This is a genomic window from Rhodococcus sp. RD6.2, assembly GCF_001040705.1.
Taxonomy (GTDB): Bacteria; Actinomycetota; Actinomycetes; order Mycobacteriales; family Mycobacteriaceae; genus Rhodococcus_G.
The window spans coordinates 119178-132127 of sequence record NZ_CVQP01000006.1 but is presented as its reverse complement, the minus strand read 5'-3'; the positions used below and the strand labels follow the sequence as shown (position 1 = coordinate 132127).

The window sequence follows — 12950 nt, the reverse complement described above, 5'->3', positions numbered from 1 at the left end:
ATGACCGAGTCCGCGACCGATCCCGCCGTCCACCGGACGGAGATCACGGTGCGCTGGTCCGACATGGACGCGTTCAAACACGTGAACCACGCGCGGATGGTCACCCTGCTCGAGGAGGCGCGAATCGACTGGCTCGGATCGGTCGACCCGGAGGTCTCGGCGATGCTGCGCAATTCGGTCGTCGCGCACCTCGAGATCCGGTATCGGACTCCACTCGCGCACGCCGACAGCCCGCTGCAGGTGTCGATGTGGCTGGCACGGGTCCGCAGCGCCGACCTGACCGTCCACTACGAGGTCCGGGCGGCGGGTGCGGAAGCCGACTCGCGTCCCGCGGTGGAGGCGTCGACGCAGTTGGCGCTCGGTGATCCCTACGCGCGAACACTGCGGCGACTCACCGCGGACCAGCGGCAGATGCTCGCACCGTGGGTGCGGCCGGCCTGAGCGACGGCCGCGGACGGGGTGTGCGTCACCCCCGAGGGTAGGGCCACGGATTGAACCGGCAGGTCTTGCCGTCCATCGGAACGACACCCTCCGGGTCGAGCTTGGCGATGTCGTTGTTCGAGGTGCCGAACGTCTGCTGCATCATCACGGGCGCGAGACCGCCGTCGGCCTCGCACGGCTGGTGAGCCTGGTAGCCGACCGCGTGCCCCACCTCGTGGTTGATCAGGTACTGGCGGTAGGACCCGATATCGCCCTGGAAGGCGACGGCGCCTCGAACCCAGCGCGGCTCGTTGAGCACCACCCGATCGATGCCGGGGTTGTAGCAGGAGACCTCGAGCTGGATGTCGTATCCACACGCCTCACGAATCGTCATCTGCGAGGTCAGCGAGATCCGGAACGTGGGATCTCCGGTGTCGACACGCTGGAAGGCGAACCGCGGGTCGTTGGTCCAACTCTTCGGATTCGCGAGGGTCTGGTCGACCATCCGGGCGAAGGAGTCGTCACCGCCGAAGCCCGCGGTGTCGATGCCGTCCTCGACCTCGACGCTGTAGGTGAAGACCTGCTCGGTCCCCTGCCCCACCTTGGCGGACGTCCCCGGAATCACCCGCCAGTTGCCGCCTCCCTCGGCGGTGAAGGGACCGCCGTCCGGGAGGGCTCCCGAGGGGATCGACTCGGCGAAGTTGCCGTCCGCCTGCGGCGGCACACCGATGACACCCGTTCCGTCGACGCTGGTGCTTCGCGCACCGAAACCGGGGAGGCCGTCGTCGGCCGAATCGGTCGACCCACCGCCGTTCAGGGCATCGACGAGGACGAGCACCGTCACCACCGCGAGAACCGGAATCGCGTAGGCGCGCCAACCGTACGTGGAGACGAATCGGCCCAATCGGCTCTGCTTGCGGACCTGCCGATCTCCTCGGGGGCTACGCGCACGCCCGCTGTCACCACTGACGGGATCCCACTTCGCACGCAACGGCTGATGCGATCCGACCCGGTCGTCGGGCCGGTCGTCGATCCGATCGTCCCCGCCCGGATGTCCACCACCGCGCAGCCGCGGTCCACCTCCATCCGTCACGGAACCAGAGTCTCACAGTCGACGGACCGCTCCACTCGGGCGCGCCGGTCGACACCCCGCCCGGACGACCGCCGGAACAGGCCACGACCTGCATCGCGGGGTCCCGGGACGCTCTGGAGACCGGGTCGTAACAGTGACCTGGAATACTCGGGGGCGGATGTATCCGCCAATTCACGGATGCCCGAACCCAGGTTCGGTATTGTTCGATGACTTTGTGCACCCGGCGCCGTGAGCACCCTCACCCACGCAGCACGAGGCACGGAATCGTGAATACGCAGATTGGGAGCACGATGACTGAACTCGCGGATCGTTCCGCAACGCCCGCCGGGCGACAGGGTCCGAAGCGCAGCACCCGACTCCCCCGCGACGCTCGCCGACTCCAGCTGCTCCAGGCCGCGAGCGAGGTGTTCGTCAGTCGCGGATACCACTCGGCAGGCATGGACGAGATCGCCGAATGCGCGGGCGTCAGTAAGCCGGTGCTGTACCAGCACTTCCCCGGCAAGCTCGACCTCTACCTCGCAGTGCTCCAGAGCTACGTGGACAGCCTCATCTCGGGTGTCCGTCAGGCACTCCGGTCGACGACCGACAACCGTCAGCGCGTGCGCGCCGCGGTCCAGGCGTTCTTCGATTTCGTCGACAACGAGAGCCAGGGGTACCGCCTGGTGTTCGAATCGGACTTCATGGGCGACGCCCAGGTTCAGGCGCAGGTGGACCGCGCCACCGAGGCGTGTGTCGACGCCGTGTTCGACCTGGTCGCCCACGATTCGGGGCTCGACCCCTACCGCGCCCGCATCCTCGCGGTCGGCCTGGTCGGGACCAGCCAGTTCACCGCGCGCTACTGGCTGCAGGCGAACCGGCCCATCCCGAAGGAGCAGGCGGTGGACACGACCGTCGCCCTCGCGTGGGGTGGCCTCTCGCACGTGCCGATGCATCCCTGACCCATCCGGACACTCGAACGGGACGCGGAGAAATCTCCGCGTCCCGTTCGTCGTTCTCGGACCGTGGGGTCGTCGGTCAGCTGCTGAAGCCGACCTTGCGGATGTCCGCCTGACCGATCTCCACATACGCGACCTTGGCCGCCTGGATCAGGAACTTGCGTCCCTTGTCGTCGACGAGGGCGAGCACGCCCGACGCGTCGCCGCCGATCGCCGCGGAGACGAGTTCGGTCACCTCGTCGGGGGTCTGCTCGCTGTTGACGATCAGCTCACGCGGGCTGTCAGAAATGCCGATCTTGACCTCCACGGCCAACCTCCGAAGTCTCGTGCCATCACTACCGGTGCCCAGGCTAGTGCGTCACCGGGCGCGACACCCGCACGCGGCGTGTGCTGATAGCGAACAGCGCCCAACCCTCGCGAGAAGCGGCCGTCACACCAGACCGAGAACCTCCATGCGCTCGGCGTGCCGCTGCTGCATCCGGTCGAAGAGCGCGGCGACGCCGTTCAGGTCGCCGCTGGCGGTGAGCACGAGGCCCGTGAGTTCCTCCCGCTGCGCCATCACGAACTGCGCCTGGGTGATCGCCTCGCCGAGCAGGCGCCTGCCCCACAGCATCAGGCGATCCTTCTCCTTCGTGCTCGACCGGACCGCCTCGCTGACCTCGTGGACCACGAACTCCGAATGGCCGGTCTCGGCGAGGACCTCACGCACCACGGCCCCGACCGACGGGTCGAGCGCGTCGGCGATCTCGAGGTAGAAGTCGGCGGCGATCCCGTCACCGACGTGCGCCTTGACCAGGGACTCGAGCCAGGTCGACGGGTGCGTGGACCGGTGGTAGTCGTCGAGTGCCTTCACGAACGGCGTCATCGCCTCGTAGACGTCGAGTCCGCGTGACGTCAGCGCCGCCTCGAGCGTCTCGAAGTGCCGCATCTCGGCGCCGGCCATCCGCGCGAGCGCGACCCGCCCCGCGAGGGTCGGAGACATGCGCGCATCCTCGGCGAGGCGGTAGAAGGCGGAGATCTCGCCGTACGCCAGCACGGCGAACAGTTCACTCACACCGGGATGATCGGCGGCGACGGCGGGCGACAACGGATCGGCGGAATTGGCTCCCATGGCGGACAGCGTAGTCGGATGTGAGCACGCGCCCACCTGCGAAGTCGACGCGGCCAGCTACCATGGTCGTGGGGCGCCGCCCGATCACCCGGCCAATCGGAGGGATCACGAGGACGCGGCGACCCACTGACAATGTGCGCGCACCTGATCCACAGGTCTTCCTCCCGCGCCGCGCCGAGACCCGATTCTCCGCGCAGGGCAGCAGGACCAGCGACCAGTGGACGAGGTCAACGGCGAGAGTCGGACCTGGGCATCACCCAGCGGCCGACAACCGGCCTGGCCCAGCTCGTGCGCGCGTGCCGACGAGGAAGGCCAGAGCACTGAGCAAGATCACGATCGACCACGAGGACGACGCCAGCGAGACGACGCTGTCCGCCCAGCTCGACAACACCCACACCCCACCCACCTTCGCCGAACTCGGTGTCCGTGACGAGATCGTCCGGGCCCTCGCCGAGATCGGCATCGAACGCACCTTCGCGATCCAGGAACTCACCCTCCCGCTCGCGCTGGCCGGTGACGACCTCATCGGTCAGGCCCGCACCGGCATGGGCAAGACGTTCGGATTCGGCGTCCCCCTTCTGCACCGCATCTCGAGCGCGGCCGCGACCGCCGTCGACGCCGACGAGGACGCGCGTCCCGGCACCGCCCCGCTCGACGGCACCCCGCGTGCGTTGGTCATCGTCCCGACCCGCGAACTGTGCATCCAGGTCACGGGCGACCTCGTGAACGCGGGCAAGCACCTGCCGGGCAGCAACGGCCGCAAGCTCGAGGTGCTCTCCATCTACGGCGGCAGGCCGTACGAGACCCAGATCGAGGCCCTTCAGCGTGGCGTCGACGTCATCGTCGGCACCCCCGGCCGCCTGCTCGACCTCGCCAAGCAGGGTCACCTGATCCTCGGCAAGATCGGCGTCCTGGTCCTCGACGAGGCCGACGAGATGCTCGACCTGGGCTTCCTGCCGGACATCGAACGCATCCTCCAGATGGTGCCCGACGCGCGCCAGACGATGTTGTTCTCCGCCACGATGCCCGGCCCGATCATCACCCTGGCCCGCACGTTCCTGACGCGGCCGACGCACATCCGCGCCGAGGAGCCGGAGTCGTCCGCGGTGCACGATCGCACCAGCCAGCACATCTACCGCGCTCACGCGCTGGACAAGGCCGAGATGGTCGCACGGATCCTGCAGGCCGAGGGCCGCGGGGCCACGATGATCTTCACCCGCACCAAGCGGACGGCGCAGAAGGTCGCCGACGAGCTGAACGAGCGTGGTTTCTCGGTCGGCGCCGTGCACGGCGACCTCGGCCAGATCGCCCGCGAGAAGGCACTCAAGGCATTCCGCACCGGCAAGGTGGACGTGCTCGTGGCGACCGACGTCGCCGCGCGTGGCATCGACATCGACGACGTCACCCACGTCATCAACTACCAGTGCCCCGAGGACGAGAAGACGTACGTCCACCGGATCGGCCGCACGGGTCGCGCGGGACGCACCGGTACCGCCGTGACCTTGGTGGACTGGGACGACGTTCCGCGTTGGCAGATGATCGACAAGGCGCTCGACCTCGGGGTCCCGGACCCGGTCGAGACCTACTCGAGCTCGGAGCACCTCTACGCCGAGCTGAACATCCCCACCGACGCCAAGGGCACCGTCCGGAAGCCGAGAACGGAACGCGCACAGAACGTTTCGTCCGAGTCCGACACCACATCCGAGGGCGACACCGCCGCCGTATCCGAGGGCGGACCCGCCGCCGAGCGGCCGCGGCGCACCCGCTCCCGCAAGCGCACTCGTGGTGGCCGCACCGCCGAGACCGCCAGCACCGCGCCCGCCGACACGTCGTCGGAGACCGTTGCACCGGAGCCCACCTCCCCCAGCGGCGACGCGGCACCGGCACGGCGCCGCCGTCGTCGGCGTCGCAGCCCCGGCACCGATTCGGCCTCCAGCGCGGCCACTGCGCCGGCTTCGGAGTAGCCGACCACCGTGCTCGCACCCGAGCGGCGCACCCGCGCCGACGTCCTGGCCGCATGCGGTATCGCGGTGCTGGTGGTGGTGTCGGCTGCAGTGATCTGGCTGACCGGTGACGCTCACGGCACCGAGTCGGTCGTCGCCGACACCCCCGTACCGCCCGCGGAGCCCGCGCTAGCGGTGCCCGACACCCTCGTCGAGGCGTGGCGCGCCGACAGTGACACCACCCCGACCCCCGTGGTCGCGGGTGGTGTCGCCGTCACCGGCAACGGTGACACCGTCACCGGACGAGACGGCGTCACCGGGCAGGAACTCTGGCACTACCGCCGGGACCGGGCACTGTGCGGAGTCGTCGGTGCATGGAACACCGCGGTCGCGGTCTATCCCGACGGGCGCGGCTGCGGACAGGTGACCCAACTCGATGGGTCGACGGGTGTCCGCCAGGCACAACGGTCGAGCGATGCCGACGACCCGGTCGCGCTCTCGCAGGACGGCACCTACCTGACCTCCTTCGGCGACTCCCGGTTGGAGGTGTGGCGGTCCGACCTCGTTCGCACCCTCGAGTACGGCAGGGTGGACGCACCGGTGAACCCCGGGGCACAGCCACGCTCCGGCTGCACACTGCTGTCCGCCGCGTCGAGCAGCAGCCGACTGTCGGTGCTCGAATCGTGCCCCGGGGATCCGGCGATCCGGCTCAGCATCCTGAACCCGGCACCCAAGGAGAACACGGCACCGCAGGAGTACGGCTCGGTCGTGCTGGGCACCGAGGGCGACACCGCTGATGCCCGCGTCCTCGCGGTCTCCGGTGAACGAACGGCCGTCTACCTTCCCGCGACCGCGGGCGCCGCAGCCGCTGTCGTGGTCTACGACGGCACCGGTGCGGAGTCGGCGAGATTCCCCGCGCCCACCGATGTCTCCCCCACCACGACCGTCGAACGCACCGGATCGTTCTTCAGTTGGTGGACCGGGTCGCAGGTGATCACCCTTCGCACAACGGATTTCACCCCAGGATGGACGGTGCAGGACGCGCTCGGTCCCGGCACCCAGATGGCGGGGCGGTTCCTGATCCCCGTGACCGGGGCCGTCGCGGTGATCGACACGACGACAGGCACCGAGGTCGAGCGAATTCCCGTGTCCCGCAACGAAGAACCGATCCGGATGGGTGGCCGGCCGATCACCTCGGCTGCGCTCAGCGACACGCTGCTCGAACAGCGCGGCGACGAACTCGTCGCCCTACGCGCCGACGCCTGAGTTCACGCGGTCCGCTGTCACTCGGCCGTGAAGGTACGCAACTCGGCGCCCTCGTCCCAGTGGTCGACGAGGTTCCGCGCCAGCTCACGGTAGGCCTGCGCGCCCTTGTTGCCGCGCCCGGCGAGGACGGTCGCGCCCGACGCACTCGCCTCGGCGAACCGGACGGTCCGCGGAATCGGCGGCGCGAGTACCGGCAGGTCGTAGCGGTCGGCGACGTCCGAGAGGACGTCGCGGCTGTGCGTGGTGCGCGCGTCGTACAGGGTCGGCAGTGCACCGAGGAGCGCCAGGTCCGGGTTGGTGATCTGCTGCACCTCGGTCACCGTCCGCAGCAGTTGCCCGACGCCCCGGTGCGCCAGCGTCTCGCACTGCAGGGGCACCAGCACCGCATCCGCGGCCGTGAGACCGTTGAGCGTCAGGACGCCGAGCGACGGCGGGCAGTCCACGAGGACCACGTCGTAGTCGTCGCCGAGCGTCGCGAGGGCCCGCTTCAGCGTGAACTCGCGGCCGGGACGCATGAGCAGGACGGCTTCGGCTCCGGCGAGGTCGATCGTGGCGGGCACGAGCGCGAATCCCTCATCGGTGTCGACGACGACGTCCCGCAGCACGTGACTCCCCGTCAGCACGTCGTGGACCGATGTCTCGAGCCGGTCCGGATTGTGCCCCAGCGAGAAGGTCAGGCATCCCTGCGGATCGAGGTCCACGACCAGGACCTTCCGGCCCAGGCCTGCCAGCGCGGCACCGAGCGACGCCACCGTCGTCGTCTTCGCGACCCCACCCTTTTGATTCGCCACCGCGAGCACTGTCGTCACGGCAGTGATCTTTGCGCACTCGTGACGCGCCCGCGACCGGCGCGCCCGAGATCACCCGCAATCACGACCTGAGATGATGCGCGGGTGGATGTCATCGTGCCGGACCGGCACAGCGCGCGGATCGTCGTTCTCCGACATGGACTGACCGAGTGGGCGGCGGCCGGCCGACACACGGGACGCACGGATGTGCCACTCACCGCGGACGGGGAGCGGCAGGCCCGCGCGGTGCGGGCCCGAATCGACGCGCTCGAACTGCACGATCCGACGACGCTGTGCAGTCCCCGTGACCGTGCCGTACGCACGGCCGCGTTCGCAGGCCTGAACGCCCGCGTGTGGGACGAACTCGCCGAGTGGGATTACGGGCAGTACGAAGGCCTCACGACCTCGGAGATTCGCGCCCGGGTGCCGCACTGGACGGTCTGGACGCACCCGTGCCCCGGCGGGGAAGACGCGGAGGCGGTGGAGGCGCGCGCGGACGTCGTGCTCGACGTCGCCGAAGCACATCTGCCCGATCGTGACGTCATCCTGATCGGTCACGGCCACTTCTCCCGCGCTCTGATCACCCGTTGGGCGGGGCTGCCGATCGTCGAGGGTCGCCGATTCGCCATGTCGCCGTGCGGCATCACCGTGCTGGGGTACGAACGCGGGGTGCGGCAGGTCGCCTCCCACAACATGTCCTGAGAAGGAAAGAGGTACAGCATGATTCGCGGCATCGAGCCCGGGGACGTGCCCGCGGTCACCGGCCTGGTGTACGAGCTCGCCGAGTACGAGAAGGCGCGGCACGAGTGCACACTCACCGAGGACCAACTCACGAAGGCGCTGTTCGGCGCCTCCCCGGCACTGTTCGGGCACGTCGCAGTCCAGGACGGAGCCGTCGTCGGGACGGCGCTGTGGTTCCTGAACTTCTCCACCTGGGACGGGGTCCACGGCATCTACCTCGAGGACCTCTACGTCCAGCCGGACCATCGCGGCAACGGCCACGGCCGCGCACTGCTGGCGACGCTGGCTCGCGAATGCGTCGACCGCGGGTACAGCCGCCTGGCGTGGTCGGTGCTGACCTGGAACACGCCGTCCATCGAGTTCTACGAGTCACTCGGCGCGAACGCCCAGGACGAGTGGCTCGGCTACCGGCTCACCGGCGACGCGCTCACGGCGCTGGCGTCGCCGGCCTGACGGGTCGGCGTCAGCGCTCACTGACCCCCTGGGCAGCAGTCAGCGCTCGGAGTCGCCGTACTCCTCCGCCATCCATCGGGACGTCGGCGACGAGAACAGGCACACCAGCGCGGGCACGACGACAATGCCGAGGAGCACGCCCAGGACCGGCCGGTGGGAGTCCGTCAGGAGCGACCACACGACGGGAAGCAGCAGGAGCTGCGCGACGACGGCGATGGCGCGTCCCCATCGGCGGCCGCGGAGCAGCGCGACGCCCCCGGCGAGGACCGCGCCGCCGAGAATGACGAACCAGGCCGCCGTCCCATACGGGTTCGCCGCGTCCTGGTCGTGGCCGAGGAGCCCCCGGATCACCAGGACGACCGCGATGACGACCGCGACGGCACCTTCCAACGTCACCAGCCCTCCGGCCCATCGAACGGTGGCGGGACTGGTCTGCTGCGCGGGTGACTCGGACACGGCGTCAGCCTATAGAACGACCACTGCGGGTCGGTGCGGCCCCGGACGCGGCCCACGCATGCCCTAGGCTCGGAACCCGTGCGTGCGCTGCTGATAGTCAACCCGAACGCGACCTCGACCACACCCGCGGCGCGTGACCTGCTCGCTCACGCACTCTCCAGCCGGGTACAGGTCCGCGTGGTGCAGACCACCCACCGCGGCCATGCCGCGGAACTGGCTCGCCGCGCCCACCTCGACGGCACCGGGCTGATCATCGTGCACGGCGGCGACGGGACGGTCAACGAGGTCGTGAACGGCCTGCTCGGCGTCCCCGAACCCGGGGCGATGAGCGCGATGACGATCGGACCCGTCCCACTGCTCGCCGTCGTTCCGGGCGGGTCGGCGAACGTCTTCGCCCGATCCCTCGGCATCGACCCCGACCCCGTGATCGCGACGAACCAGCTGATCGAGCTGCTCGAGCTCCGCGAGCGACGGCAGATCGGCCTGGCGCACTGCGACGGCCGCTGGTTCACGTTCAACGCAGGGCTCGGGCTCGACGCGCAGGTGTGCGAGGCGATCGACGTCGCGCGGGCGAAGGGCCACGCCGCGACCCCGTCTCGCTATGTACGTACCTCGGTCCGCACCTTCTTTCGCACCAGGGGTCTCGCACCGACGTTGACGGTGGAGGTCCCGGGACACGATCCCGTCGACGGCGTGCACTACGCGTTCGTCTCGAACTCGAGTCCGTGGACGTACCTGAACAGGCGTCCGGTGTCGGTCAACCCGGAGACGAGCTTCGACACGGGTCTCGGCGTGTTCGCCATGCGGTCGATGGGCGTGGCGGCGAGCCTGCCGGTGGTGCGTCAACTCCTGACTCCGGGGTCGAATCCCAAATCTCGCAAGCTGTTTCGCATCGACGACACCCCACGGGTGCGGATCACGTCCACCACACCCATCGGACTGCAGATGGATGGTGACTACATCGGCAAGCGCACGGACGTCGAGTTCGTGGCCGTCCGGAACGCACTGACCGTGATCGCTCCGAGTCGGGGTTGAGCTACCCCTCCGCGAACATCCGCAGTGGGGGCGGGAGGGTACATGCGCGGCGACGCCGCCGGACCCACTCTCAGAGAAAGTTCAGAAAAAAGCATACTCCATACTGCAAAGTGGGCGGCGGCGGGGTACAAAGTAATGCAGACCACATCGGGTAACCGACAAGAGTGAGTTACCCCACGGACGGGCCATTTTCTATTGACTTCCAGCGCGTTCGTGAAAGCATTCACAAGCAACAGCGCGGAAACATTTCCCCTTCTGCGCATGAATGACGCGAGACGGTTCGGTGTCATGAACACCAGGACCGCAGGTGCTTCGAAGCACCACAAGTGGACAAAACGACACGGTGCAGACGCACCCGGTAAAGGAGTAGAAGGATGGACTGGCGCCACAAGGCAATCTGTCGGGACGAAGACCCGGAGTTGTTCTTCCCCGTGGGCAACAGTGGACCGGCCATCGCTCAGATCGCGGACGCCAAGCTGGTGTGCAACCGCTGCCCCGTGACCGCCGACTGCCTCTCGTGGGCACTCGAGTCCGGCCAGGACGCGGGCGTCTGGGGCGGCATGAGCGAAGACGAGCGTCGCGCTCTCAAGCGTCGCAACGCACGCACCCGGGCACGCAGCGCAGTCTGACACCCGATCCACGAGTGGGGCCCGGCACCGAAAGGTGCCGGGCCCCACTCGTATTCACGACCCACCGAGCGGGCCTCCTCCGAACGCCGCAGCGAGCGTGCGCGCCCCGCGCGTCAGATTCGCTGGGAAGCGCGGCGGCCCAACGGAACCCGGAGCTCGGCGTCCGTTCCCCCACCTGCCGCAGGCCGAATCGCGAGTGACCCGGCCAGTTCCGCCGACACCAGCGTGCGGACGATCTGCAGTCCGAGACTGTCCGACTTCTCGAGGCTGAACTCCTCGGGCAGACCCGCGCCGTCGTCGTGGATCACGACGTCGAGCCAGCGGGCGGATCGGGCCGCCCGCAGCGTCACGGTCCCCGCCTGGCCCGGCTCGTAGCCGTGCTCGAACGCGTTCTGCACCAGTTCGGTCAGAACCATCACCAGCGGTGTCGCCCGCTCCGCCGGGAACACACCGAAGCTGCCGATTCGGCGCATCTGCACCTCGCTGTTGACCACGGCCACGTCCGCCATGATCGGCACCAGCCTGTCGACGACCTCGTCGAGATTGACCTCCTCGTCGACGGACATCGACAGGATGTCGTGCACCAGCGCGATCGACGTCACCCGGCGCACCGACTCGCTCAGCGCCTGCCTCGCCTCGTCGTGCTGGGTGCGCCGTGCCTGCAGGCGCAGCAGCGCGGCGACCGTCTGCAGGTTGTTCTTCACCCGGTGGTGGATCTCGCGGATCGTCGCGTCCTTGCTGAGCAGCGCCCGGTCACGGCGTTTGACCTCGGTGACATCGCGGATCAGCACCACCGCACCCGCAGGCTGGCCGCCGGGCCGCAGCACCAGGGTCCTCAGCAGCACGATCGCACCCCGAGCCTCCACCTCCATCCGCTTGCCCGCCTTGCCCGCGAGGGCCTCCCGGATATCGGTGGCGACGTCCTGCGCGTCGAACGGATCGGTGACGAGGGTGCGGGTCACCGACGCGAGATCCCGACCCTTGAGCGTCGTCGTCGTGAGGCCCATCCGGTGGTAGGCCGACAGCGCGTTGGGACTGGCGTAGACCACGGTGCCGTCCGGGTCGAGCCGTATGAAGCCGTCGCCCGCCCGAGGGCTCGAGAGGATCTCCCCGTGCTCCTCAGGGGTCGGGAACGTGCCTTCGCTGATCATCTGGCACAGCTCGGCGGCACAGTCCAGGTAGGCGACCTCCAGCGGACTCGACTGCCGCTGCTGAGCCGGGTTCGTGTCGCGGCTGAGGACCGCGATGACGTCGCCGTTGCACCGAACCGGGATCGCCTCCCGCCGCACCGGAGTCTCGGTGTCCTGCGGGTTGTCGGGCAGTCGGACGATCCGCCACTCCGTCAGCGCCTGGCGTACGTGCGAATGCCGGTTCGCGGACACCTGCCAGCCGACGGCGTCCTCGGCGAACGCGGTCGGCGCTGTCGTCGGCCTGCACTGAGCGACACACACCAGTTCCGGCCCTGACGCCACCGCCTCGTCCTGGTCCGTCGGAACCCAGAGCAGGACGTCCGCGAACGACAGGTCGGCCAGCAGTTGCCACTCCCCGACCACCCGCTGCAAGTGGTCGACGGCGTCGCCGGGAAGGTCGGTGTACTCGGCGAGGAGATCGCTCAGCGTCGACATCGGGAGCGTGCCCCGGCGGTCAGGCGATCACGGCGATGAGGTCACCCTGCTGGATGACGTCACCGACGGCGACATCGACCGAGGCGACGGTGCCGTCGACCTCGGCGATCACCGGAATCTCCATCTTCATCGACTCCAGGATCACGAGGGTGTCGCCCTCCTTGACCTCGTCGCCCGCGGTGACGACCACCTGGAAAACGGTGGAAACCATCTCGGCACGCACGTCCTCGGCCATCGAGTACCTCACTTGTCTAGACCTGCCAGTGGAAGAACAGCCAACCACACATGGAAGAATGGGCCCGAGCGAGTCGCAAAGAAGGGAGACAACCATGGGAAAGCGTGGCCGCAAGAAGCGTAGCCGCAAGGGCAGCGCCGCAAACCACGGCAAGCGTCCCAACGCCTGAGCGTTGTAGACAACAGCCTCACGCAGGGCCGGACACCTTCGGGTGTCCGGC

At 68.9% G+C, this 12950-nt stretch carries 15 protein-coding genes; 8 read left to right on the top strand and 7 right to left on the bottom strand.

All coding sequences use genetic code 11. The annotated features are described in order from the left end of the window. Positions 1-441: an acyl-CoA thioesterase gene (locus RHCRD62_RS10790; protein ID WP_050064720.1), complete on the top strand. Its 441-nt coding sequence runs from the start codon at positions 1-3 to the stop codon at positions 439-441. 25 nt (positions 442-466) lie between these two features. Here the strand turns inward: RHCRD62_RS10790 and RHCRD62_RS10785 are convergent, their stop codons facing one another. After that, complete coding sequence (locus RHCRD62_RS10785) at positions 467-1453, bottom strand: DUF3152 domain-containing protein (RefSeq protein WP_253277308.1); 987 nt, start codon at positions 1451-1453, stop codon at positions 467-469. A gap of 350 nt (positions 1454-1803) precedes the next feature. Here RHCRD62_RS10785 and RHCRD62_RS10780 point away from each other — a divergent pair, with 350 nt between their 5' ends. Then, positions 1804-2451 (top strand): HTH-type transcriptional activator FasR, encoded by a 648-nt coding sequence (locus RHCRD62_RS10780; RefSeq protein ID WP_050064718.1) that lies wholly within the window; start codon positions 1804-1806, stop codon positions 2449-2451. Positions 2452-2527: 76 nt separating this feature from the next. On the opposite strand, the gene RHCRD62_RS10775 is transcribed toward RHCRD62_RS10780, so the two are convergent. Then, positions 2528-2755 (bottom strand): DUF3107 domain-containing protein, encoded by a 228-nt coding sequence (locus tag RHCRD62_RS10775; RefSeq protein ID WP_050064717.1) that lies wholly within the window; start codon positions 2753-2755, stop codon positions 2528-2530. Between the two features lie 123 nt (positions 2756-2878). Then, the gene (locus tag RHCRD62_RS10770; protein WP_050064716.1) at positions 2879-3559 is read right to left on the bottom strand and encodes a ferritin-like fold-containing protein; all 681 of its coding nucleotides are present in this window, start codon (positions 3557-3559) and stop codon (positions 2879-2881) included. A gap of 296 nt (positions 3560-3855) precedes the next feature. Here RHCRD62_RS10770 and RHCRD62_RS10765 point away from each other — a divergent pair, with 296 nt between their 5' ends. Further along, positions 3856-5523, top strand: a complete 1668-nt coding sequence (locus RHCRD62_RS10765) for a DEAD/DEAH box helicase (RefSeq protein ID WP_050064715.1) — start codon at positions 3856-3858, stop codon at positions 5521-5523. A 9-nt stretch (positions 5524-5532) separates the two neighbouring features. Further along, positions 5533-6768: an Rv3212 family protein gene (locus RHCRD62_RS10760; RefSeq protein ID WP_050064714.1), complete on the top strand. Its 1236-nt coding sequence runs from the start codon at positions 5533-5535 to the stop codon at positions 6766-6768. Positions 6769-6785: 17 nt separating this feature from the next. On the opposite strand, the gene RHCRD62_RS10755 is transcribed toward RHCRD62_RS10760, so the two are convergent. Then, positions 6786-7577 carry a ParA family protein gene (locus RHCRD62_RS10755; RefSeq protein ID WP_050064713.1) on the bottom strand — a complete coding sequence of 264 codons (792 nt, stop codon included), beginning with the start codon at positions 7575-7577 and terminating at the stop codon, positions 6786-6788. An 84-nt stretch (positions 7578-7661) separates the two neighbouring features. On the opposite strand from RHCRD62_RS10755, the gene RHCRD62_RS10750 reads away from it, so the two are divergent. Both RHCRD62_RS10750 and RHCRD62_RS10745 read left to right on the top strand, forming a co-directional pair. Further along, positions 7662-8258, top strand: coding sequence for an acid phosphatase (locus RHCRD62_RS10750; protein WP_253277282.1), 597 nt, complete (start codon positions 7662-7664; stop codon positions 8256-8258). Between the two features lie 18 nt (positions 8259-8276). After that, positions 8277-8750 (top strand): GNAT family N-acetyltransferase, encoded by a 474-nt coding sequence (locus RHCRD62_RS10745; RefSeq protein ID WP_050064712.1) that lies wholly within the window; start codon positions 8277-8279, stop codon positions 8748-8750. Between the two features lie 39 nt (positions 8751-8789). Here the strand turns inward: RHCRD62_RS10745 and RHCRD62_RS10740 are convergent, their stop codons facing one another. Continuing rightward, positions 8790-9206, bottom strand: coding sequence for a hypothetical protein (locus tag RHCRD62_RS10740; RefSeq protein WP_050064711.1), 417 nt, complete (start codon positions 9204-9206; stop codon positions 8790-8792). 78 nt (positions 9207-9284) lie between these two features. Between RHCRD62_RS10740 and RHCRD62_RS10735 the strand changes: the two genes are divergently transcribed. Both RHCRD62_RS10735 and RHCRD62_RS10730 read left to right on the top strand, forming a co-directional pair. Then, positions 9285-10241: a diacylglycerol/lipid kinase family protein gene (locus RHCRD62_RS10735; protein WP_050064710.1), complete on the top strand. Its 957-nt coding sequence runs from the start codon at positions 9285-9287 to the stop codon at positions 10239-10241. A gap of 374 nt (positions 10242-10615) precedes the next feature. Next, entirely contained in the window at positions 10616-10870 is a 255-nt protein-coding gene (locus RHCRD62_RS10730) for a WhiB family transcriptional regulator (protein ID WP_007537924.1), read from the top strand. A gap of 113 nt (positions 10871-10983) precedes the next feature. On the opposite strand, the gene RHCRD62_RS10725 is transcribed toward RHCRD62_RS10730, so the two are convergent. Continuing rightward, positions 10984-12495 (bottom strand): sensor histidine kinase, encoded by a 1512-nt coding sequence (locus RHCRD62_RS10725; protein ID WP_050064709.1) that lies wholly within the window; start codon positions 12493-12495, stop codon positions 10984-10986. 19 nt (positions 12496-12514) lie between these two features. Further along, positions 12515-12730, bottom strand: coding sequence for a biotin/lipoyl-binding carrier protein (locus tag RHCRD62_RS10720; RefSeq protein WP_050065209.1), 216 nt, complete (start codon positions 12728-12730; stop codon positions 12515-12517). Between the last annotated feature and the right edge of the window lie 220 nt (positions 12731-12950).